Origin of the sequence: Agrobacterium sp. SORGH_AS 787, assembly GCF_030819035.1 — a bacterium.
Lineage (GTDB): Bacteria > Pseudomonadota > Alphaproteobacteria > Rhizobiales > Rhizobiaceae > Agrobacterium > Agrobacterium larrymoorei_B.
In genome coordinates, this window is record NZ_JAUTBG010000002.1 from 2,796,627 (window position 1) to 2,820,399 (window position 23,773).

At 59.2% G+C, this 23,773-nt stretch carries 19 protein-coding genes; 4 read left to right on the forward strand and 15 right to left on the reverse strand.

Annotated elements, in window-relative coordinates:
* Positions 1 to 32 precede the first annotated feature (32 nt).
* From QE435_RS22795 to QE435_RS22805, 3 genes are all read left to right on the forward strand, one after another.
* Positions 33 to 647 (forward strand): LysE family translocator, encoded by a 615-nt coding sequence (locus tag QE435_RS22795; protein WP_349042741.1) that lies wholly within the window; start codon positions 33 to 35, stop codon positions 645 to 647.
* A gap of 15 nt (positions 648 to 662) precedes the next feature.
* A complete protein-coding gene (locus tag QE435_RS22800; protein WP_349042742.1) occupies positions 663 to 1,034 on the forward strand; it encodes a VOC family protein in 372 nt (123 codons plus the stop codon).
* A 143-nt stretch (positions 1,035 to 1,177) separates the two neighbouring features.
* Positions 1,178 to 1,945, forward strand: a complete 768-nt coding sequence (locus tag QE435_RS22805) for an EAL domain-containing protein (protein ID WP_349042743.1) — start codon at positions 1,178 to 1,180, stop codon at positions 1,943 to 1,945.
* A 129-nt stretch (positions 1,946 to 2,074) separates the two neighbouring features.
* Here QE435_RS22805 and recN read toward each other — a convergent pair whose 3' ends face one another.
* The 7 genes from recN to QE435_RS22840 form a co-directional block, all read right to left on the reverse strand.
* Positions 2,075 to 3,748 (reverse strand): DNA repair protein RecN, encoded by a 1,674-nt coding sequence (gene recN / locus QE435_RS22810; protein ID WP_349042744.1) that lies wholly within the window; start codon positions 3,746 to 3,748, stop codon positions 2,075 to 2,077.
* Positions 3,749 to 3,764: 16 nt separating this feature from the next.
* Positions 3,765 to 4,631: an outer membrane protein assembly factor BamD gene (locus tag QE435_RS22815; RefSeq protein ID WP_349042745.1), complete on the reverse strand. Its 867-nt coding sequence runs from the start codon at positions 4,629 to 4,631 to the stop codon at positions 3,765 to 3,767.
* A gap of 309 nt (positions 4,632 to 4,940) precedes the next feature.
* Entirely contained in the window at positions 4,941 to 5,900 is a 960-nt protein-coding gene (lpxC, locus tag QE435_RS22820) for a UDP-3-O-acyl-N-acetylglucosamine deacetylase (protein ID WP_309771292.1), read from the reverse strand.
* A 297-nt stretch (positions 5,901 to 6,197) separates the two neighbouring features.
* On the reverse strand, positions 6,198 to 7,958 hold the full coding sequence (gene ftsZ / locus QE435_RS22825; protein ID WP_349042746.1) for a cell division protein FtsZ: 1,761 nt from the start codon (positions 7,956 to 7,958) through the stop codon (positions 6,198 to 6,200).
* A gap of 91 nt (positions 7,959 to 8,049) precedes the next feature.
* Complete coding sequence (gene ftsA / locus QE435_RS22830) at positions 8,050 to 9,384, reverse strand: cell division protein FtsA (RefSeq protein WP_306933453.1); 1,335 nt, start codon at positions 9,382 to 9,384, stop codon at positions 8,050 to 8,052.
* Entirely contained in the window at positions 9,381 to 10,265 is an 885-nt protein-coding gene (locus tag QE435_RS22835; protein WP_349042940.1) for a cell division protein FtsQ/DivIB, read from the reverse strand. The genes ftsA and QE435_RS22835 overlap by 4 nt, the downstream gene beginning before the upstream one ends.
* Before the next feature lie 32 nt (positions 10,266 to 10,297).
* On the reverse strand, positions 10,298 to 11,224 hold the full coding sequence (locus tag QE435_RS22840; protein ID WP_349042941.1) for a D-alanine--D-alanine ligase: 927 nt from the start codon (positions 11,222 to 11,224) through the stop codon (positions 10,298 to 10,300).
* 537 nt (positions 11,225 to 11,761) lie between these two features.
* Here QE435_RS22840 and QE435_RS22845 point away from each other — a divergent pair.
* Positions 11,762 to 13,066 carry an MFS transporter gene (locus tag QE435_RS22845; RefSeq protein ID WP_306933455.1) on the forward strand — a complete coding sequence of 435 codons (1,305 nt, stop codon included), beginning with the start codon at positions 11,762 to 11,764 and terminating at the stop codon, positions 13,064 to 13,066.
* A gap of 461 nt (positions 13,067 to 13,527) precedes the next feature.
* On the opposite strand, the gene murB is transcribed toward QE435_RS22845, so the two are convergent.
* From murB to QE435_RS22885, 8 genes are all read right to left on the reverse strand, one after another.
* Positions 13,528 to 14,493, reverse strand: a complete 966-nt coding sequence (gene murB, locus QE435_RS22850; RefSeq protein WP_306933457.1) for a UDP-N-acetylmuramate dehydrogenase — start codon at positions 14,491 to 14,493, stop codon at positions 13,528 to 13,530.
* On the reverse strand, positions 14,490 to 15,905 hold the full coding sequence (gene murC / locus QE435_RS22855; protein WP_349042747.1) for a UDP-N-acetylmuramate--L-alanine ligase: 1,416 nt from the start codon (positions 15,903 to 15,905) through the stop codon (positions 14,490 to 14,492). The genes murB and murC overlap by 4 nt, the downstream gene beginning before the upstream one ends.
* Positions 15,902 to 17,038 (reverse strand): undecaprenyldiphospho-muramoylpentapeptide beta-N-acetylglucosaminyltransferase, encoded by a 1,137-nt coding sequence (gene murG, locus QE435_RS22860; RefSeq protein WP_309771295.1) that lies wholly within the window; start codon positions 17,036 to 17,038, stop codon positions 15,902 to 15,904. Before murG ends, murC begins: the two co-directional genes overlap by 4 nt.
* Positions 17,039 to 17,044: 6 nt before the next feature.
* A complete protein-coding gene (ftsW, locus tag QE435_RS22865) occupies positions 17,045 to 18,199 on the reverse strand; it encodes a putative lipid II flippase FtsW (protein ID WP_306933463.1) in 1,155 nt (384 codons plus the stop codon).
* 4 nt (positions 18,200 to 18,203) lie between these two features.
* On the reverse strand, positions 18,204 to 19,613 hold the full coding sequence (gene murD, locus QE435_RS22870; RefSeq protein WP_349042748.1) for a UDP-N-acetylmuramoyl-L-alanine--D-glutamate ligase: 1,410 nt from the start codon (positions 19,611 to 19,613) through the stop codon (positions 18,204 to 18,206).
* Positions 19,614 to 19,616: 3 nt separating this feature from the next.
* Positions 19,617 to 20,717: a phospho-N-acetylmuramoyl-pentapeptide-transferase gene (gene mraY, locus QE435_RS22875; protein WP_306933466.1), complete on the reverse strand. Its 1,101-nt coding sequence runs from the start codon at positions 20,715 to 20,717 to the stop codon at positions 19,617 to 19,619.
* A gap of 117 nt (positions 20,718 to 20,834) precedes the next feature.
* Positions 20,835 to 22,268, reverse strand: a complete 1,434-nt coding sequence (locus QE435_RS22880; RefSeq protein ID WP_349042749.1) for a UDP-N-acetylmuramoylalanyl-D-glutamyl-2,6-diaminopimelate--D-alanyl-D-alanine ligase — start codon at positions 22,266 to 22,268, stop codon at positions 20,835 to 20,837.
* Positions 22,265 to 23,725 (reverse strand): UDP-N-acetylmuramoyl-L-alanyl-D-glutamate--2,6-diaminopimelate ligase, encoded by a 1,461-nt coding sequence (locus QE435_RS22885; protein ID WP_349042750.1) that lies wholly within the window; start codon positions 23,723 to 23,725, stop codon positions 22,265 to 22,267. Before QE435_RS22885 ends, QE435_RS22880 begins: the two co-directional genes overlap by 4 nt.
* Positions 23,726 to 23,773: the final 48 nt, after the last annotated feature.

Genomic DNA, 23,773 nt, shown 5'->3' on the forward strand with positions numbered 1-23,773 from the left:
TCCGGATAATACCTCTGTTCCGGAGCTGCCCCATGGACATGACGACCCTGCTTGCCTTTGCCGCTGCCTTCTTCGTCTTCGCAGCCAGTCCTGGCCCAGACAATATGACCATTGTCGCGCGAACCATCACCCATGGCGCGCCCTCCGGTATCGCCTACGGGCTTGGTACCGTTGCCGGTATTCTGATCTTTCTCACACTCGCCGCCTTCGGCCTGTCGCTGATCGCTGAGGAGATGGGCGTCGCCATGACGGTTCTGCGCTATGGCGGTGCGGCCTATTTGATCTGGATGGGCGTGAAGATGTGGACGGCACCAGCGGTGGTGCCGGAGCTTCAGCCAACGGGTGAAAGACGCGGCCTCCTCTCCATTTTCCTCACCGGCTTCGTCCTCAATCTCGGCAATCCGAAAATGCCGCTCTTCTATGTCGCGCTCCTGCCCAACATCGTCGGCGCATCGCTCACCGTGGATCATCTGGCAGCACTCGCCGCAATCATCCTCTGCGTCGAGGTCGTGGTGATCGGCGGGCACGTGCTGCTGGCAGTGAGAGCACGAAAGCTGCTGCGCTCCGAACGCGTCGTGCGCCGCGTCAACCGCGTGGCGGGCGGAGTGATGATCGGCTCCGGCGTCGCTGTTGCGGCCAGTCGCTGAGCGGGCATAGCGATCATGGTCGTCAAAAGGATCATCGCCAATATCGCCGCCCCGGATGTCAAAGCAGCCCAGGGCTTTTACGGCGATATCCTCGGCCTCGACCTCGTCATGGACCATGGCTGGATCGTCACCTTTGCAGCGCCTTCGATCAAGACCCAGCCGCAGGTCAGCATCGCCAGTGAAGGAGGTTCGGGAACACCCGTGCCGGACCTCTCCATCGAAGTCGATGATCTGGACGATGTGCTGCGCCGTGTCACCACAGCGGGACTGAAGATAGAATATGGGCAAGCGGAAGAACCGTGGGGCGTCAGGCGTTTTTACGTGCGCGATCCTTTCGGGCGGCTCATCAATATCCTCTGCCACGAGAGTGAGACGGCGGCGAGCTGAGAGTGCGGGACAAACGGCGCCCTCGATCTGCCGACGTACTGCCCCGAAGGCGGAACACGTCACAGAAGAATACTTCGACACAATACGAATGCTTAATTCCTGTCCTGCTAAACTACCTGCAATCTCATGGAGAAAGAGCGGACATGTCGACAAAATGCGAAGGGTGCAAGGACGGCAAAAGCCTAGACCTGCCGTTTTCGATGGCCTTCCAACCGATTGTCGACATCGAAACCGGTTTGGTTTTTGCCAATGAAGCCCTGGTTCGCGGTCCCAATGGTGAAGGTGCGGGCACGGTGCTTTCGGAGGTGGATGACAGTACCCGCTATGCCTTCGATCAGCAGTGTCGCGTCAAGGCGATCGAGCTGGCTGCAAGGCTCTTCGACCCCACCGCCAACACAAAGCTCTCCATCAACTTCATGCCTAACGCCGTTTATGAGCCGCGCGCCTGTATCCGCCTGACGCTGGCGACCGCCATGAAAACCGGCTTTCCTCTCAACCGCATCATTTTCGAGTTCACCGAAACGGAGAAAATGGATTCTGTCCATGTCCTCAACATCCTGCGCACCTATCGGGATATCGGTTTCCTGACGGCAATCGATGACTTTGGTGCAGGCTATTCCGGTCTCGGCCTTCTCACCCATTTCCAGCCCGATATCGTCAAACTGGATATGGATATGATCCGTGGCATCGACAGCGATCCCGTCCGACGCGTGATCGTTCGCAACACGTTGAACATGCTGGCCGATCTCAACGTCACACCGCTCTGTGAAGGCGTGGAAACAGCCGGTGAACTCGCAGCACTTCGCGATCTCGGCGTGACACTGGTTCAGGGATATCTCCTGGCAAAACCAGCCTTCGAGTCTCTCGCCGTTCCGAGCACGATCAGCGAATTGCTCTCGCCTGCCGCTTAATTCTAAAGCATGGTCAGCGCAAAAGTGTGCAGCGGTTTTGCGATAACGACATGCGATAACAAGGACCTAAAGCGTGTGAGCGAATCTGAAAGATCGCGAAACGCGTTAGCGAAACCCTAGACCGAAACCTTAATCCTGCGCGGCCAGCAGGCGCGCAGCCGCCGCTCTCGCCTCATCCGTGACTGAAGCACCGGCGAGCATGCGCGCAATCTCTTCTGTGCGGTGCTCCGGCTGCATCGTCGCAACGCGGGTGGCGATACGCTCCGTGCCGTCGCCCGCAGGTCCCTTGGCAATCAGCAGATGGGTGGACGCACGTGCCGCGACCTGGGGCGCATGGGTCACGGACAAGACCTGAACAGTCTTCGAAAGCCGCTTCAGTCGCTGGCCGATGGCATCCGCCACGGCACCACCCACGCCCGTGTCGATCTCATCGAAGACCAGCGTCGGTGCCGAGCCGCGATCGGCAAGCGCCACCTTCAGCGCCAGCAGGAAGCGTGAAAGCTCGCCACCGGATGCCACCTTCATGATCGGGCCAGGTCGGGTTCCAGGGTTGGTCTGAACGTGGAATTCCACCACATCGATACCATCTGCCGTCGCCGAAGACGGATCGCTCGTCACTTCCACGGTGAAACGCGCGCGCTCCAGCTTCAAGGCCGGAAGTTCGGCCATCACGGCTTCGGAAAGCGCCTCCGCCGCATTGCGCCGCTTGTCGGAGAGCGACAGTGCAGCACGGTCGAAATCGGCTTTGACGACACCGAGCTGGGCTTCCAGCTTCGCCAGCTTTTCTTCCCCAGCATCGAGATCGGCAAGGTCGGTCACCATGCGCTCCGCCAGTGCAGGGAGATCGGCAACGGGGACGGAATATTTGCGACCGGCCGCGCGAAGCGCGAAAAGACGCTCTTCGACGCGCTCCAACTCGCGCGGATCGAATTCCGTGCGGCGAAGCGCAGCTTCCACTTCCATCTGTGCGTTGGAAAGATTGTCGAGTGCGGCGTCCAGCAGTTGCACTGTGTCTTCGAGCAGACCCGGCGCTTCGTGGCTCTTGCGTTCCAGCCGGCGCATCATCGAGGCGATGATCGGCACAGGCGAGGCATTGCCGTTCAGAAATTCGCTGGCTTCAGCAATATCGCCCGCAATGCGTTCTGATTTCTGCATCACGGCGCGACGTTCGGCCAACTCGTCCTCTTCCCCATCGCGTGGAGAAAGCGCTTCCAGTTCTTCCACGGAAGAGCGCAGATAATCCGCCTCGCGGGCAGCCGCTTCGACATTGGCGCGGTGCACCTTCAAGCCACGCTCGGCATCCTTCCAGGTGCGGTAGAGACCTTGAACCGAGAGAACCTCGTCGCTGAGACCGGCAAAAGCATCGAGAAGCGCGCGATGCGCATTGGTGTCCACCAATGCGCGATCGTCATGCTGACCGTGAATTTCCACCAGATGCTGGCCAAGCTGGCGCATCATCTGCACCGAGACGGCCTGATCGTTCACATAGGCCTTGGTGCGGCCATCGGCGGATTGCACGCGGCGAAAGATCAGATCGCCGTCGTCATCCAGACCATTTTCACGAAGCAGCAAACGTGCAGGATGATCCATGCCGACTTCGAAAGTCGCCGTCACCTGCCCCTTATCCTCGCCGTGGCGCACGAGACCGCCATCGCCGCGGCCACCAAGGGCCAAGGACAGACTATCGAGAAGAATGGATTTGCCGGCGCCGGTTTCGCCGGTCAGCACGGAGAGACCGGCCTCGAACCCAAGGTCGAGCCGTTCGATCAGAACGATGTCGCGGATCGAAAGCTGGACCAGCATGGATGACGCCCTTGCCTTACGCTCCGATCAGCTTCTTGCCGGCGCGGGAAATCCAGGATTCGCGGTTTTCACGCGGCTCCAGTCCCTGACCCTTCAAGAGCTTGTAGGAATCGGCATACCACTGGCTGTCCGGGTAGTTGTTGCCGAGAACGGCAGCTGCCGTCTGGGCCTCGTCCACCAGTCCCATGGCGTAATAGGCTTCGGTGAGACGCGCCAGCGCCTCTTCGATCTGGTTGGTGTTCTGGTACTGCTCCACGACGATGCGGAAGCGGGACACAGCCGCCAGATATTCCTTGCGCTCCAGGTAATAGCGACCGACCTGCATTTCGCGACCGGCAAGCTGGTCACGCGCAAAGCGGATCTTGGCCTGCGCATCGGCGACATATTCCGAGTCGGGATAGTCGTTGACGACCTTGCTCATCGCTTCGATGGTGCGCTGGGCGGCGCGCTGATCCTGCGTCACGTCCGCGATCTGCTTGGAGTAAGCAAGACCGATCATATACTGGACGTAAGCTGCGTCTTTCGCGCGCGGATATTGCTTGAGGAAGCGCTGACCGGATGTGATCGCGGCTTCGTTCTTGTTTTGACGGGTGGCGATGAAGGTGTTCATCACCAGAGCCTTCTGGCCCCACTCGGTAAAGGGGTACTGCTTGTCGATCGCGGTGAACTTGCGACCGGCTTCCGTCATGTTGCCCTTGTTCATGTTGGCAAGCGCCTGGCGGTACAACACGTCCGGCGGATCGGTTTCAACGCCAAGCTTGGTAATGTCGATATCGGGATCGGACTGGCAGGCAGTGACCAGCGTTCCGGCGCCAAGCAGCATCAGCGATACGAGCCCAACCCGCACCGTTCCATTCATTGCACCAGACCCTACACGCTTCATTCGACAGTTCCCACTTCCCGCGTCACTACAGAGCTTAGGCTTTCGCAGGCGGTTCTAGCCGCAAAAGCACCAGCAGGGCAACGCAATGATGACGCATTAACGCATTTTTATGGCAGGCGCGCGCGTAAAACGCGATAATCCTGACCTCCACCCATACAACCCCTATTAGCCGGTTGTAATCTGCTTTGCCAGCTTTTTAAGCGATCACGCCACCGCCCTTAGACGGCGCTCGATGACGCCTGACGAGAGGCAAAAGAAAAAGGCTGCCTGGAGGACAGCCTTTATGAAAAGTCGAATGTCTCTCTGGTCTTATGCGGACCAGGGCGCAAATTCCGGCTGGTTGATCGCGACGAATTCACGGGCACGAACGACCGGCTGACGCGCGGCAGGAGCCTCGACGATCTCATAAGCGGTCGGGTCGCTCAGAAGCGCCTTCAGCGCGTTTGCATTGACCTTATGACCACCACGATAGGAGCGGTAGCAACCGATGAACTGCGCGCCGGCAAGTGCCAGATCGCCGACAGCATCGAGCGTCTTGTGACGGACGAACTCGTCCTTCTCGTAGCGCAGGCCTTCCATGTTGATGACCGTGTGGTCGTCGGAGATCACGACCGAATTTTCCAGCGAAGAACCGAGCGCGTAGCCAGCAGCCCACAGGCGCTCCACATCACGCATGAAGCCGAAGGTACGAGCGCGCGACAGCTCGTTCTTGAACGTCTCCGCCGTCAGGTCACCCTTCCAGGTCTGGCGGCCGATCAGCGGCGTATCAAAGTCGATTTCAACCTCGAAGCGCGTACCGTCATAAGGGCGGAACTCCGCCCAGGAGGCGCCTGAGTCGATGCGAACCGGCTTGATGACGCGGATGTAGCGACGCTTCACACCGAGATTGACGATACCAACCGATTCGATGGCTTCGATGAACGGTGCGGCGCTGCCATCCATGATCGGCACTTCCGGACCGTCGACTTCAACGATCAGATTGTCGATGCCCATGGCGTAGATGCCGGCCATGACATGCTCGACGGTTGCAACAGACTGTGCGGGCGAACGACCGATCACGGTGCAGAGGTCGGTATTGCCAACATTGGCAGAAACCGCCTTCACTTCCACCACCGTGCCATTGTCCAGCGTGCGGCTGAAAACGATGCCAGTTCCGGCTTCCGCCGGCTGGAACGTCATGGAAGCCGGATTGCCCGAATGAACGCCGATGCCCTTGAGCTGAACAGGGTTAGCGATAGTCGTCTGGAAACCGAGCAATCCGATGGTCATGCGTATCAAGCCTTTTCATGGGACAGAGCCGACGATGCCGGCTTAGTCCGAAGTCAATTGAGGGGAAATTCGGTCTTCACGCAGACGTTATTTCCCGATCCCATGCTCTTACATACGCACACTGCAGCGTCACCACAAATCACTGTTGATGTCGCTTTGTTACACACTCAAGCATTTGAAAGAATTGGGATAAGCGCCCTCGCCCCACGACGATGAAACACAAATACCCGGGCCTTTCGGACCCGGGTATTCGCTTAACGCAGAATCGCCTGATCGGTTCACCGACCGGCTATCCGATCAGTTCGACTGACGGCGCAGGAAGGCCGGAATTTCGAGCTGATCGTCTTCGTGATGGCTGGCGGAAGCCGGCGACTGGCGACCGTGGTCATCCAGATTGCCGCGACGCGGTGCGTACATGCTCGCTTCCGGGGACATTGGACGGCGCTGCTGCGGAGCAAGGCTCGGAGCATCCATCATGTCGGAAGGAACAGCTTCTTCTTCATCGCGACGGCCGAGCGAATTGGTGATTCGCTTCAGCAGACCCATCGGGCCGCGCTCTTCAGGTGCTGCGTGAGCAACCTGTGCGCGGTGATCCATTTCAGCCTTTACGACCGGGGGAAAGTCCTCGACCTTTGGCATGCGAACCGGCTCCGGCTGGCGTGCGACAGGAGCTGGTTCATGATAAACCTGAGCCTGAGGCTGTGCCATGCGCGGAGCCGGCGCTGCGACCTGCTCCGGAGCGTGGTATACAGGTGCCGGAGCAGCCTGAACCGGTGCTGCGGGGCGAGCAACGACCGGCGCTTCGGCCGGAGCAGATGCGAACAGCTTGCTCTGTGGGCGGAACTCGGCTTCTGCCTGCGCCTGGCGCAACTGCTGTTCAGCAGCGGCCAGAGCCAGTTCGCGCTCCATATCGACTTCCGCAGCGCGGATGGTCTGAGCAATCGGATCTACGGACTTTGGTGCCTGCATAACTGGGGCAGGCTGAACTGCGGCCGATGCGGATGCAACGGCCGCGGAGGGACGGATAACGGGCTTTGCTGCCGCAGCGGCGGCTGCCCGCATCTCGGCGATGTTCTTTTCCATCTGGCCCGGTACACGGTCGATGCCGGTGGCAACGACGGAGACGCGGATAAGGCCTTCGAGCGCTTCGTCGAAAGTCGCGCCGAGGATGATGTTGGCATCCGGATCGACTTCTTCGCGAATACGCGTTGCAGCTTCGTCGACTTCGAAGAGGGTCAGGTCGCGACCACCGGTGATGGAGATCAGGAGGCCCTGTGCGCCCTTCATCGAGGTTTCGTCGAGCAGCGGGTTGGCAATCGCTGCTTCCGCAGCCTGCATTGCGCGGCCTTCGCCGGAAGCCTCACCGGTACCCATCATTGCGCGGCCCATTTCACGCATGACCGAGCGAACGTCGGCGAAGTCGAGGTTGATGAGACCTTCCTTCACCATCAGGTCGGTAATGCAGGCAACGCCGGAATAAAGAACCTGGTCGGCCATTGCGAAAGCATCGGCAAAGGTCGTCTTGTCATTGGCAATGCGGAAGAGGTTCTGGTTCGGAATGACGATCAGCGTATCGACAGACTTCTGCAGCTCTTCGATGCCCTGCTCGGCCAGACGCATGCGGCGTCCGCCTTCGAAGTGGAAGGGCTTGGTAACAACGCCAACCGTCAGGATGCCCTTGTTACGGGCAGCCTGTGCAACGACCGGAGCCGCACCCGTGCCCGTGCCGCCGCCCATGCCGGCGGTGACGAAGCACATGTGGGTACCGTTCAGGTGGTCGATGATTTCATCGATGCACTCTTCGGCAGCAGCGCGGCCGACTTCCGGCTGCGAACCGGCGCCGAGACCTTCGGTGACGTTGACGCCGAGCTGGATCACCCGGTCGGCCTTCGTCATCGTCAGGGCCTGCGCGTCGGTGTTGGCGACGACGAAATCGACGCCCTGCAGACCTGCCGTGATCATGTTGTTGACAGCGTTACCGCCACCGCCGCCAACACCGAAAACGGTGATGCGTGGCTTCAGCTCGGTGATATCCGGCTTTTGCAGCTGTATCGTCATTTTACCATTCCTTCTTTTGATGGCCGGCAACGCCCCGCTGGCCAATTTCTTTGAACTTCACTCATTCCTCTTCCGATACGCAGGAAAAGGATCAGAAACTTTCTTTCAGCCACTGCCCCACGCGAGCGATCCGCCCGCTGCCCATTCCAAACGGCGAGAACATTCCGCTCTGCGCCGCGTGAATTTCAATGTCCGCGATCTGCGGATAGATCATCAATCCGCAAGCGGTAGAAAAGGCCGGGCCCTTGGCCGCAACCGGCAGGCCCGCCACGCCCATCGGACGACCGATGCGCACGTTACGAGCCAGAATACGACGCGCCGTTTCCGGCAGACCGGTGAGCTGGCTTGCGCCACCCGTCAGCACCACGCGCTTGCCCACGATCGGGCTGAAACCGGACTTCTGGATACGGTCGCGGATCAGTTCGAGCGTCTCTTCGATACGAGCGCGGATGATACGGCTGACGAGAGCCTTCGACACCTGCGATGGCTGGTCGCGATCGTCTTCGCCAATCGGCGGAACGGCGATCATTTCGCGGTCGTCCACGCCGCCGTTGGCAAGCGACGAACCGTGAACCACCTTCAGACGCTCGGCATCTTCGATGCGCGTGGAAAGACCACGCGCCAGATCGGTGGTGACGTGATGACCACCCAGACCGATGGCATCCGTGTGCACCAGACGGCCTTCGGCGAAAACCGAGATCGTCGTGGTGCCGCCGCCCATGTCGATGGCAGCACATCCAAGTTCGACTTCGTCATCCACCAATGCCGCAAGACCGCTGGCATAGGGGGTCGCCACAATGCCTTCGACCGACAGATGCGCGCGATTGATGCAGAGCTCGAGGTTCTTCAGAGCCGTGCGTTCCGCCGTCACCACATGCATGTCCACGCCCAGCAGGTCGCCATACATGGAAAGCGGATCGCGAATGCCGCGCTCGCCATCCAGCGAATAGCCGGTCGGCAGGGAATGAAGGATCGCGCGGTCCTGGCGCAGCGACTGCTGGCTTGCGGCGATCAGAACCTTGCGCAGATCGCCGGATTCCACTTCCTGGCCACCGAGATCGATAGAGGCGGTGTAGATATCGCTTGCCAGACGGCCAGCCGAAACATTGACGATCAGGCTATCGACAGTCAGGCCCGCCATGCGCTCGGCGGCATCGACGGCCAGCCGAATGACGCCTTCCAGCGCGTCGAGGTCGGCAATGACGCCGGATTTCACGCCACGCGAACGCTGATGGCCGATGCCGATCACATCCACCTTATGCGTGCGACCGGGAAGAACTTCGCTCTCCTGGCGCGGCGTCAGGCGGCCGATCATGCAAACGACTTTGGTCGAGCCGATATCGAGAACGGAGACCACATGGCTGCGCTTGGACGGCAAGGGCTTCAGACGCGGCAGACCGAATTGGGAAGAACCGAACAAGCTCATGTGTTCTTCTCCGCTTTCTTGAGGGCCTTGCTGCGCGCTTCGACGGCGGCCTGGCGGCGCTCGGCCGCGCCTTCCGTCAACTGCACCGTCGTGCGGTCGGAAAGACGCAGGTCAACGGCTGCGACATCGCGCGAAAGGATTTTCTGCTCCATGTCGAGACGAGCAAGAAGCTGCAGCGCCTTCGGCACATTTTCTTCCGGCAACTTAACGACGATGCCGTTGTCGAGATGCAGGTCCCAGCGACGGCCGGCAACGCGAACATAGGCGCGAACGCGGTTGCGGATCTCCGGCCAGTCGGCAAGTTCGTCGACAAAGCCAGCGGCACCCGTTTCTGCGTCACGACCAACGAAGAGTGGCAGGCCTGCATATTTGTTATCACGCAACGGCGCGATGACGCTGCCGCTCTTTTCGATCAGCGACAGTTCCGAACCGTGCTGCCAGATACCGAAAGCCTGGCGCTCCTTCAGACGAACTTCGATCGTCTTCGGATAAACCTTGCGCACTTCGACATCTTCGACCCAGGAAAGCTCGGTCAATTTCTTACGCGCAGCATTAACATCAAGCGAGATCAGCGAGGTTGCGCCATCGAGGCCAAGAAGCTGAAAGACTTCGATTTCCGACGTCTGCACATTACCGGAGACCTTCACGTCCTCGACGGCGAAACCGGCGGCGGAGGTCGTTGCCTGAGCGACCAGTTCCGTGTGACCACCAAGCGACATGCCGTAAAGACCGATGGCAGAGAAGAACACCAGCGTCGAGGCCGTGCCGGTATGGGCCGGAATATGAATGCGCCCAGTCGCGAGGCTGACACAGAAGCGGAACACGCGACGCAGCGGACGCGGAAGGACGAGGCGATCGTCCGCACCGGCCGATGCGTGGATATCACGCTTTTTGGTTGTCGATCTTTTGCCGTTTACCGCAAGCACGACGCGTCCTCCACCATCCACCGGACAAGCTCACCAAAGGAACGGCCCTGATAAGCCGCCATCTCGGGCACGAGGGAGGTTGGCGTCATGCCTGGCTGGGTGTTGATTTCCAGCCAGATAAGTTCGCCATCTTCTGAGAAACGGTCGTCGTAGCGAAAATCCGAACGGCTTACGCCACGGCAGCCAATCACCTGATGCGCCATGATTGCCAATGATTGGATTCTTTGGTAAATATTCGGTGAAATTTCCGCCGGGATGACATGCTTTGAGCCACCCTTGGCGTATTTTGCATCATAATCGTAAAAATTATGGCCGAGCGGCACCACTTCTGTGACGCCAAGAGCTTCGCCGTTCATCACGCCACAGGTCAATTCACGGCCATGGACATAGCGTTCGACCATGACCGAATCGCCATAGCGCCATTCGGCAGAGCCAAGCACCTGCGGAGGATGGGACTGGTCTTCCTTGACGATGACGACACCGAAGCTCGAACCTTCGCGAACCGGCTTCACCACATAAGGCGTGACCATCGGATGCTCCGAACCGATATCGAAGCGGTTCATCAGCTTTTCCGCCGCGACAGGAATGCCAGCGGCAGCAGCGATCTTCTTCGACTGCGACTTGTTCATCGCCAGCGAGGAAGCCGCAACACCGGAATGCGTGTAGGGAATTTCGAGATATTCGAGGATGCCCTGGATCGTACCGTCTTCACCGAAAGGGCCATGCAGCGCATTGAAGGCGACATCAGGCCTAAGATCGGCAAGAACGGCAGCGATATTGCGATCGACATCCACACGCGTGACCTTATAGCCCTCGCCTTCCAGCGCGGACGCGCAAGCTTCTCCCGACGAGAGGCTGACCGGCCGCTCCGCAGAAAACCCACCCATAAGAACAGCCACGTGCTTGCCGCTCATAACAACCTCTAACACCTGAAACTCCAGACGAGGCACCGGAACCGGAATGGTTCACGATTCTCTCGCCCGACCCGTACGAGACACTTAAACGTCATTAAGGTTAACGAAGCGTTTACTTTCCTTAACCGAAACGGCCTGCGGTGCGATTTTTGTTAAAGAATCACATGAGGCACGGATTCCTTCCTTGGAATCAGAGTGTTGCGGTCGACGCAAGATTCAGAATTTGAACTGGATCAAATAAATCCGTTGCGCGGAGTTCGAGCATCGGCATCGAAAGCAAGATCGATTCGTTAAGATCGGTAGTTTTTCCCCAGGGTTTTAACACCCAGACCTATCGACCCGATGCACCACCCAACACGGTGACGACAGCGAGTTGATTGTCCGGCGACCCTCGCCGCCAGAGGAAAAAATCCGCCCATCCTCGTATTTTTTGCTGCTTATTGCGCTTTAAGCGTTTCAAAGGATCGAAAATTGCGTTAACGCAACCGCAACCTACCCAAGGGTTTATAAGTCTTACTTAACAATGGAACCAACATAATGACTGACGCGATATCTCCTGTATCGCCGACAGCTGACAAGCCGAACGATGTAAAGACAAATTCGCCTGCACGAGTTCTTACTGCCAGCCTGGTCGGCACGACCATCGAGTTCTTCGATTTCTACGTTTATGCGACCGCCGCCGTGCTCGTGTTTCCGACGCTGTTCTTCCCTAACAGCGATCCGATGACGGCGCTGCTTGCATCCTTCGCCACCTTCTCGATCGCCTTCTTCGCCCGTCCCCTCGGCGCTTTGGTGTTCGGCCACTACGGTGACCGCGTCGGCCGCAAGACGACGCTCGTTGCAGCGCTGTTGACGATGGGCGTTTCGACCGTCGTGATCGGTCTTCTGCCATCCTACGAAACCGCCGGCGTCCTCGCTCCTCTGCTGCTTGCGCTGTGCCGTTTCGGTCAGGGCTTCGGCCTTGGTGGCGAATGGGGCGGTGCGGTTCTTCTGGCAACGGAAAACGCCCCTCCCGGCAAACGCAACTGGTATGCGATGTTCCCGCAGCTCGGCGCACCGGTCGGCCTCTTCCTGTCGTCCGGCATCTTCTGGCTGCTTCTGCATGTCATGTCGAATGAAGCGCTGATCTCCTGGGGCTGGCGTATTCCTTTCATCGCCTCGACGCTGCTGATCGCCGTCGGTCTGTGGGTCCGTTTCTCCATTTCGGAAACGCCTGCCTTCCAGAAGGCCATCGACAAGCATGAGCGCGTTGCCGTTCCCGCCAAGGAAATCTTCACCAAGTACAAGCGCAGCCTGTTCCTCGGCACCTTTGTAGCACTCGTTACCTTCGTGCTGTTCTACATCGCAACCGCCTGGCTGCTGTCCTACAACGTCAAGGTCCTGAAGATCCCCTTCCTTGACGCGCTGGAAATCCAGATCCTCAGCGCCGTGGTCTTCGGTATCTTCATTCCGCTGACCGGCATTGTCGGCGACAAGGTCGGTCGTCGCCTGTCGCTGATCGTCATCACGGTCCTGATTGCCGCCTTCTCCTTCCTGCTTCCGGTTCTGCTGGGCGGCGGCGAAGCGGGCGTTGCGGTCTTCGCGGCGTCGGCAATGGCTCTGATGGGCATGACCTACGCCCTGATCGGCGCAGCACTGGCAGCGCCGTTCCCCACCAGCGTGCGCTACACCGGTGCGTCGCTGACCTTCAACTTCGCAGGCATCGTCGGCGCCTCGCTCGCACCTTATATCGCGACCTGGCTGCAGACGAATTACGGCATGCCAGCCGTCGGCTACTATCTGGGCCTGGCTGCTGTCATCACGCTGATCTGCATCCTCGCCTCCGGCAAGGACGAAGTATAACGTCATCGGATGAGGCGGCGCGCCATCACGGATGCGCCGCTTGAAGCCTGAATCAAGCTCACAAAAAAGCCCGCGAAGTTTCTGACTTCGCGGGCTTTTTTAGTTTCTACACTCACTCACCTGGGTGAATTTTATGCCGGTTAGAGCGACGGGCATCGCTGATCCAGATTGCAGCCCAAACGCCCGCACTGATCAGCAATGGTAAAACATACAGAAAAAAGAATGTCGCCGAGTTCATGGCCGCAGCCTTCCGAGCACGTGTCTTGCACCCAAATGTAATAGCAAAGCAGCCAAAAGCCAAGTGAGGGTAGAGACAACGATCCCCCAAGAGATCGTGAGCCCTGCCCCATTTGCGAGGGACACAGCTGGCGCAATGAAGCCAGCTGCTATGCAAGCGGTAGAAAGACGGTCAATAGAGTTGGCCAAAAGCTTGGTACGTTCATTATGCACCAAGCTCATGATCACGCTCCCAGAAACGGCTCGACCTCCCGGCCTGGCATGAAAAGCCCGAGGCGCTTGATTTCCCATTCGAGACGAATGCCGGAATTTTCGAAGACCCGCTTGCGTACGGCTTCACCGAGATATTCGAGATCATAGCCCGTGGCGTGGCCGGTATTGATCATGAAATTGCAATGCAGCGACGACATCTGTGCGCCGCCGATCACCATGCCGCGACCGCCCGCCTCGTCGATCAGCTCCCAGGCGGAGTGACCTTCAGGGTTCTTGAAGGTCGAACCGCCCGTCTGTTCGCGGATCGGCTGAACCGTCTCGCGGTGGTGACGCACCGCGTCCATGTCGGCGCGGATCTTCGCGCGGTCTTCCGGATAGCCTTCGAAGAGAGCACCGGTGAAGATCAAATCCTTATCGGCGCCTGAGTGGCGGTAGCTATACTGCATATCGGCGTTGGACAGCACATGGCTGTTGCCCTTGCGATCCACCGCATAGACTTCGATCACACGGTCGCGGGTCTCGCCACCATTGGCGCCGGCATTCATGCGCAGCGCGCCGCCGATGGAGCCCGGAATACCATAATAGAAATGGAAGCCGCCGATGCCGTTATCCATCGCCATGGCCGCGATATGCTTGTCCGGGCAGATCGCACCGGCCTTGATGCGGTTCTCACCAGCAAGCTCGACCTGACCAAAGCCCTTGGCGGACAAACGCACCACCACGCCCGGAATGCCGCCATCGCGGACAAGCAGGTTGGACCCGACGCCAACGACTGTCAGCGGAACATCTTCCGGCAGAAGCTTGAGGAAGGTGATGAGATCATCCGTATCGTGGGGCTGGAACATCAGTTCCGCAAGACCACCTGCCCTGAACCACGTCACGCGGTCCATTGGCGAGTCCGGCGTCACACGTCCTCTTAGTTCCTTCACTCCGTCGCCGAGCCTTCCCAGCAACTTTACCCCATCCACCTGTCTCATGCAGACTTTCCTGAAATGCTATCCAATTCCGAGGGCAGCGCCGCCGCCCACTGCGTAATATTACCAGCCCCCAAGAGAACCACGAAATCACCCGGATTCGCAATGGCTGCCACCGTCTTTGCCAGATCGTCCCGCGAGGCGAGGTAGCGAGCATCGCGATGTCCCGCAGCTCTCGTTGCGGAAACCAGTGTCTCGGAGTTCACGCCCTCGATGGCATCTTCACCCGCAGCATAAACCGGAGCAAGAAGAATTGTGTCCGCATCGTTGAAGCAATGAGCAAAATCCTCAAACAGGCTCGACAGACGCGTGAAACGGTGGGGCTGATGCACGGCGATAATACGACCCTTGCAGGCTTCACGCGCGGCCTTCAACACCGCCTTGATTTCCACCGGATGGTGCCCGTAATCGTCGAAGACCTGAACGCCGTTCGATTCACCCGTCAGCGTAAAGCGGCGCTTGACGCCACCGAAGGAGCCGAGCCCCTTCTTGATATCGGCCTCGGAAATGCCAAGCCGGTTGGCAACAGCGATCGCCGCCGTGGCATTCGAGATATTGTGACGGCCGGGCATCGGCAGGACGAGATCCTTGAAGGAGAACACCTTGCCCGTACGGCGACGGCGAATTTCCACATCGAAGACGGACTTCGTGCCGTCGATGCGGACATTGGAGAAGCGCACGTCAGCCTGCGGGTTCTCGCCATAGGTGATGACCTTGCGATCCTCGATCTTGCCGACCAGCGTCTGCACTTCCGGATGGTCCAGGCACATGACGCCGAAGCCATAGAAGGGAACGTTTTCGACGAACTGCCGGAAAGCTTCGCGCACCGCATCGAAATTGCCGTAATGGTCGAGATGCTCCGGATCGATATTGGTAACGACCGCAACATCGGCGGGAAGCTTCAGGAAGGTGCCGTCGGATTCGTCGGCCTCCACCACCATCCACTCACCCTCGCCCATGCGGGCATTGGTGCCGTAAGCATTGATGATGCCGCCATTGATAACGGTCGGATCGAGATTGCCGGCTTCCAGGAGCGTCGCCACCATGGAGGTGGTCGTGGTCTTGCCATGCGTACCGCCAATGGCGATCGCATTGCGAAAACGCATCAGTTCAGCCAGCATTTCCGCACGGCGAACGATCGGCAGATGTTTTTCGCGCGCGGCAACCAGTTCAGGGTTGTTCTTCTTGATGGCAGTCGACACGACCACCACTTCCGCGTCGCCAAGGTTTTCGGCCTTGTGCCCGACAAAAACCCCGATGCCCTTATCGCGCAGACGCTGCACATTGGCGCTGTCTGCCTGATCGGAGCCTTGAACGCGATGACCAAGATTGTGCAGCACTTCGGCAATGCCGCTCATGCCGATGCCGCCAATTCCGATGAAATGGACAAGACCGATGGCTTTCGGCATCTTCATGGATGCACTCCTTCATTTTCCGATTTGAATTGCTGAACGCTTTTCCCCGCTGCGATTGCCTCCACAAGATCGGCAAGACGCTTGGCCGCATCAGGTTTACCGGTGGCCTTGGCTGCAGCTGCCGTCTTTTCCAGTCGCACCGGATCGTTCATTGCATCTGCGAGCAGGGCCGAGAGCGCTTTTGGCGAAAGCTCGGGCTGCTTGATGACGCTGGCACCGCCTGCGGCGGAAAGGGCCGCGGCATTGGCCGCCTGGTCGTGATCGAGAGCATGCGGATAGGGAACGAGCACCGAAGGACGGCCGATCACCGAAAGCTCCGAAACGGTCGAGGCGCCGGAGCGGCTAATGACCAGATCGGCCTGTGCGATCCGCTCGGCCATATTGCCGAAGAAGGGGGAGATATCCGCCTTGACGCCGAGCTTCTTGTAGGATTCGACGACGCTGTCCTTGTCCTCGACACGCGCCTGCTGCGTCAGTGTAATGCGGCTGCGCAATTCGTTTGGAAGAAGGCAGATGGCCGCAGGAACGGCTGCTGAGAAGAACTGTGCGCCCTGGCTTCCGCCAAACACCACAAGGTTGAAATCTTCACCCGCCTGAGACGGCGTATAGGCCACCTCGGCAGCAGAAAGCACCGCCGGGCGAACAGGGTTACCGGTCATGACGATCTTGTCACCGAACTCGCCCTTGTTCTCCGGCAGGAAGCCCCCGGCAATTGCCTTCACCCGCTTTGCCAGCGCCTTGTTGGCGCGGCCCATGACGGCATTCTGTTCATGCAGCAGCGAAGGGACGCCCATGCCGGTCGAGGCGAGAAGCGGCGGCACTGTCGGATAACCACCGAAGCCGACCACGGCGACCGGCTTCAGCCGCGTCATCAGCTTGCGCGCGGAGCGAAGACCGGTCCACAACGTTGCCAGCGCCTTGATGACACGAATGGGATTTTTCGAGCCAATCGTAGCAGACGGCACGACATGAATTTCATCGGCAGGAAATTTGCCCGCATAGCGCTCGGCGCGGCTGTCCGTCACCAGATGCACGGAATAGCCTCGAGCCTTCAACTCATAAGCCAGAGCCTCGGCTGGAAAAACATGGCCGCCGGTTCCCCCGGCGGCAAGCATAACAATACCCTTGGTCATAACTCTTTACTCCGCAGGAAGACCCGCGCCCACGCGGAAGAAGCTGCGCTCCTGCGCGCGCTTCTCAGGTCTATGTCGTGTGAGCGCCAGCAGGAAACCGGCGGTGACGCAGATCGCCATCATCGAGGAGCCGCCATAGGAAATCAGCGGCAGAGTCATACCCTTGGCAGGCATGAGTTCGAGATTGACGCCGATATTGATCATCGACTGCATGCCGATCTGAAGCACGAGACCTGCCACCGCAAAGCGGACGAAATCGTCCTTTTCCTTGAAGGCGTGGCTTAAGCCCCGCAGCACAATGAAGGCGAAGATCGCAACCAGCGCCATGCAGAAAAGGATACCGAATTCCTCAGCCGCAACGGAGAAGATGAAGTCTGTATGGCTATCTGGAATGATGCGCTTGACGATGCCCTCGCCCGGACCCTGGCCGAACCAGTCGCCGCGGATGATCGCTTCACGGGCGGTATCCACCTGGAATGTATCGCCCTCGCCCGTCCAGAAGCGGTCGATACGCCCGGCCACGTGCGGCAAGGTAAGATAAGCGGTGACAATGCCGCCAACCCCAAGTCCGCCGAGCATGATGATCCAGAACCACGGCACGCCAGCCATGAAGAACATGCCACCCCAGACGACGGATGTCAGGATCGTCTGGCCGAAGTCCGGCTGGGCGATCAGAAGAGCAGCAACAATACCGAAGGTGATGATGGCAAAAAGATTGCCTGGAATTTCCGGGTGACGAGCGCGCTCGGCAAAAAGCCAGGCGCAGACAATGACGAAGGCTGGCTTCATGAATTCGGACGGCTGAATGGAGAAGCTGCCGATCGAAATCCAGCGGCGCGCACCCTTCACCTCAATGCCGAAGAACAGCGCGAAGATCATCATCAGGAGCGATGCGATCAACAGCACGATAGCAACGCGCCGCACCTGTCTTGGCGAGAGGAAGGACAGGCCGATCATGATCGCCATCGACGGAACGATGAACATCGCCTGACGCTCGACAAAGAAGAAGCTGTTGAGACCGATGCGCTCGGCAACTGCAGGCGACGCGGCAAAGGACAACATCAGACCGATGCCGATGAGCGCAATGAAAGCCGCCAGAAAGAAGCGATCGATTGTCCAGAACCATTCCGCGACTGGACCGCGGTCAGTACGGCTTACCATGTCTTCAGCGCTCCTTTTGCACGTCCACCAACATCGTCACACCATCGAGTGCGGCGACGTGGGACACGAACGAATCACCACGTATTTCGAAATTCTTATATTGATCGAAGCTTGCGCAGGCCGGAGATAGCATCACGACGTTGCCGCTCGCCCCGTCGGCAAGGGCATCAGCCGCAGCATGCTGTACCGCTTTGTCCAGCGTGCCAGAGATCTCATAGGGCACAGCCTCACCCAGCGTCGCAGCGAACTCCGCAGCCGCCTCGCCAATCAGATAGGCCTTGACGATACGCGAGAACAATGGCGAAAGGCTGGTAATGCCGCCGGCCTTCGGCAAGCCGCCCGCAATCCAATAGATACGGTCATAGCTCGAGAGCGCCGGTGCAGACGCATCCGCATTGGTCGCTTTGCTGTCATTGATGAAGGTGACGTTACCGCGCCGCCCAACCGGTTGCATCCGGTGCTTCAGGCCGGGGAATGATTTCAGACCCGCCTTCACCTCTTCCTCGGACATGCCGACTGCAAGGCAAGCCGCAATCGCAGCCGCCGCATTCTGCGCATTGTGGCTACCGCGCAGCGTCTGGATACCGTCAAGATCGACAAGCAGTGACGACGTGCCGCCCTCGGCCTTCATGATCCGGCTGCCTTCGGCGTAAAGTCCGTCTGCAACCACATTGCGCTTCGATATCCGGCTGACTTTCACGCCAGCGCGTTCGATACGATCGGCAATCAGCGTGCAGTAGCTATCATCGACACCCACAATGGCGGTATCGCTTCCTGCAACGAGACGCTCCTTCACATCGGCATAATGCTGCATCGTGCCGTGGCGATCGAGGTGGTCGGGCGTCAGATTGAGCAGGATACCGGCCGTCGGGTTCAATGTCGGCGCGAGATCGATCTGATAGGACGAGCACTCGACGACATAGAAACGTTCGGCTTTCGGCGGATCGAGGCTGAGAACGGCCGTGCCAATGTTGCCGCCAAGCTGCGTATCGCGGCCAGCCGATTTCAAAATATGCGCAATCAGAGCCGTGGTGGTGGATTTGCCATTGGTGCCGGTAATGGCGATGAACGGGCAATCCGGCGCATGCGCACGGCGTTCGCGCACGAAAAGCTCGATATCGCCAATCACCTCAACGCCCGCCGCCTTGGCAAGATCGACCGACCAGTGCGGCTTCGGATGGGTCAGCGGCACGCCGGGTGCCAGCACGAAAGCGGCAAGCTTAGACCAATCGAGCGTGCGCAGATCGGCAGTCGGTATCCCCTCCCCATGAGCCTTCGCAACGCTATCGGGGTTGTCATCGAAAGCGATCACATCGGCGCCGCCAGCGACCAGCGCTCTTGCAGTCGCGAGGCCAGAACCGCCGAGACCGAAGAGCGCAACCTTTTTATCCGCGAAAGAGGTGACGGGGATCATCGCTTACCTCAGCTTCAGCGTGGCAAGGCCGAGCATGGCGAGACCGACGGAGATGATCCAGAAGCGGATCACGACCTGACTTTCCGTCCAGCCCTTCTTTTCGAAATGATGGTGGATCGGCGCCATCAGAAACACGCGCCGTCCGGTGCGCTTGAACCAGAAGACCTGAATGATGACGGAAAGCGTCTCCATGACGAAGAGACCACCGACGATCACCATCACGATCTCATGCTTGACCGCAACGGCGATGGAACCGATCAGGCCGCCAAGCGCCAGGGAGCCGGTGTCGCCCATGAAGATAGCGGCTGGCGGCGCATTGAACCAGAGGAAGCCGAGACCCCCGCCGATGACCGCGCCGACGATCACGGCAAGCTCACCCGTTCCGGGCACGAAGTTGATCTGAAGGTAGTTGGCGAAAATCGCATTGCCAACGAGATAGGAAATGACGCCGAAGGTCGCAGCTGCAATCATCACCGGCACGATGGCAAGACCATCGAGACCATCCGTCAGGTTCACCGCATTACCGGCTGCAACGATGACGAAAGCACCGAAGAGAACGAAGAAATAGCCGAGATTGATCACGAATTCCTTGAAGAAAGGAAAGGCGACCGAACTTCCAAGTGTTCCGCCATGCGGTGCCGTGGCAAGCGCGATCTTCATCATGAAGAACGTGGCAATGGCAGCGATAACGAATTCGATGCCAAGACGCGCCTTGCCGGAAAAGCCCTTGTCGCTCTGCTTCGTTACCTTCAGGTAGTCGTCGTAAAAGCCGATGGCACCAAAGCCAAGCGTCACCAGAAGGACCGCGACGACATAGACATTCGACAGATCGGCCCAAAGCAGCGAGCCACCGAGGATACCGGCAAGGATCATCAAGCCGCCCATGGTCGGCGTACCCGCCTTCTTGAAGTGCGTCTGCGGGCCGTCGGCACGGATCGGCTGACCCTTGCCCTGACGAATGCGCAGCGAATTGATGATGGCCGGTCCGAACAGGAAGACGATGAGCGCCGAGGTGAAGAGCGCTGCCCCCGCCCGGAACGTGATGTACCGGAACAGGTTGAAGATTTGAATTTTGTCCGACAGTTCAACGAGCCAGATCAGCATGTTTGCCCTTTCGAAAGGCGGTCGAAGCGGCGGGCGGGAGGTAAAACCAGCGCCGCTTCAAGGTCCTTGTTTCCGTATCGCGCGCAGAAAGCCGAAAAATTCGGACTTTCAGGCTTTCTAATTCTGGCGCTCCGTCTCGGGGAATGCCGGATACTTGTCAAGAAGAGCCGAGACAATCTTGCCGAAACCGATGCCAAGTGACGATTTTATCATCACCACATCGCCCGGCTGCACCCACTTCAGAACGAATTCAGCCAGTTCAGCGGTCGTCGGGAACCAGGACACATTGACGCTGTCCGGAAGCGCATCGCGAAGATGCGCCATCGATTCTCCGGCAAGCCAGACATGTTCGATGCCGGCAGACAGGATCGGACCGGAGAGGTCCTCATGCACTTCCGCGGCAAACTCGCCCATTTCCAGCATGTCGCCGAGAACTGCAATGCGCCGCCCGTTGCCACTCACTTCCGCTTGCGCCAAAAGCGCAATTGCTGCACGCATGGAAGCCGGGTTGGCGTTATAGCTCTCATCGATCAAAAGGAACGAACCATCGCCGACCGACAGGCGGTGACGTTCCCCTCTGCCCTTGACGGGTCGAAGCGCACCAAGCGCATGGAAAGCCCGATCGAGGTTGGCACCGGTCACCGCGACCACACCGAGAGCAGCCATGGCATTCTCGGCAACATGACGACCCGGTGTGCCGATATTCAACTCGCTTGTCTCGCCATTGATGATCGCCCATATGGTCGAGCCGTTCGGCGTACTTTCGAAGTCAGCAAGCCGGAAATCGGCCTTGGCATGCTGGCCGAAGGTCAGAATATGCTCGATGCCTACATTGATCGCCGCTGCTTCCAACCGTTCAAACTGCGCATTGTCGCGATTGAGAATGACCGCACCACCTGGCAGAACGCCTTCGAATATTTCTGCCTTGGCATCGGCGATTTCTTCAAGACTGTTGAAGTTGCCAAGATGCGCCGCCGCAATCGTGGTGATGATCGCCACATGCGGCTTGACCTGCTTCACCAGCGGGCGGATTTCGTTCGGGTGGTTCATGCCCACTTCGAACACGCCGAATTCGGTATCGGCGGGCATGCGCGCCAGCGTCAGCGGCACGCCCCAGTGATTGTTGAAGGACGAGACCGCGGCATGCACCTTGCCGGACGGAGCCAGCACTTGCCGCAGCATCTCCTTGGTCGTGGTCTTGCCGACAGAACCGGTGACCGCAATGATACGTGCCGAGGTCCTTTCACGCGCAGCAATACCAAGCTTGACGAGGGCGGAGAGAACGTCATCGACGACGATCATCGGCACCGTCAGGCGTCCAAGTGCAGGCAGTTTGGCCTCGGCCACGACCATCAGGCTCGCGCCATTGGCAACGGCAAAACTCGCATAATCATGGCCGTCGACGCGGTCTCCCTTGATAGCGAAGAACGCTTCGCCCTGCTGCACAGTACGGCTGTCGATGGAAATTCCCGTGATACCTTGCGGCAGATTGCCGACCGGACGTCCCGCCGTAACGGCAATCATGTCCGCAACTGTCCATAACCAGTTCAAATCTTCAATCCTTCCAGCGCCGAACGCACCTGTTCATGGTCGGAAAATGGCAGCGTGACGCCGCCAACGATCTGACCTTCCTCGTGCCCCTTGCCCGCAACGATCAATGTGTCTCCATTCCCCAGCATCGACACGGCATGGCGGATGGCCTCTGCGCGGTCGGCAATTTCCAGTGCGCCCTGTGCTGCCGCCATGATCTCGGATCGAATGGTGGCAGGCTCCTCGGAGCGCGGATTGTCGTCGGTGACGATCACAATGTCAGAAAGCCGGGTCGCCACCTCACCCATGATCGGACGCTTGCCCTTGTCGCGGTCGCCGCCGCAGCCGAAAACGGTGATGATGCGCCCGGAGGTGAAGGGGCGAACGGATGTCAGAACATTCTCCAGCGCGTCCGGCTTGTGGGCATAATCCACATAAGCCAGCGCGCCGTTTTTCGTCTGCCCGACCAGTTCCAGACGACCGGCGGCACCGATCAGCTTTTCCAGCGCCTTCATCGCAACCGACGCGGAAACGCCCGTCGACATGGCAAGACCCGCCGCGACCAGCGCGTTCGCCACCTGGAAATCACCTGCGAGAGGAATATCCACCTCGTGGATTGCGCCTTCGTGATGAACTTCGATCATCTGCTTGTGACGGAAATGCTCAACGCGCTTCAGCGCCAGATACTCGCCCTTACGGCCAACAGTGCGCACATCATGACCAGCCTTGGTCGCCACATCGATTGCTTGCGCGGACCACGGATCGTCGGCAAATATCACCACCGGCGAACCCTTTGGCAGAAGCGTATCGAACAGCCGCATCTTGGCCGCCATATAGTCCTCGACCGTCGGATGGTAATCCATATGATCGCGACCGAGATTGGTAAAACCGGCAGCGGAGAGCTTGACGCCGTCCAGGCGACGCTGATCGAGACCGTGGCTGGAGGCTTCCATCGCGGCGTGGGTCACGCCTTCCGACGCCAACTCGGCCAGAAGCGCATGCAGAGAAACAGGATCGGGTGTGGTCAGCGAACCGTAATCTTCGCGGCCCGGCGCAATCACGCCAGTCGTGCCGATCTGCGCGGCGGGATGACCGGCAAAGGCCCAGATCTGACGGGTAAAGGACGCAACGGAAGTCTTGCCGGCCGTGCCAGTGACGGCGACCATCGTCTCGGGCTGCTTGCCGTAAAAGCGGGCGGCGGCGAGCGCGAGATACAATCTGGGATCGGAGACGACAAGAACCGGCACATCTGCGGAAACGGGCTGGCCGGAAACGATCGCGACTGCACCCTTGGCAACCGCATCCTGCACGAAACTCGCGCCATCCGCCTTGTTGCCGGCAACAGCGACGAAGAGCGCACCCGGCGCGACCTTGCGGCTATCTGCCGTGATCGAGGTGATGGTCAGCGCTCCGGCATCAGTCCGAAGCAACTCATTCAGTTCCGGAAACGACTGTCCCGATAGATCTCGCAAATTCATTGATGTGTCCGTCATGTCCCCCCGACGCGAATCGCCGGTCCATCATAA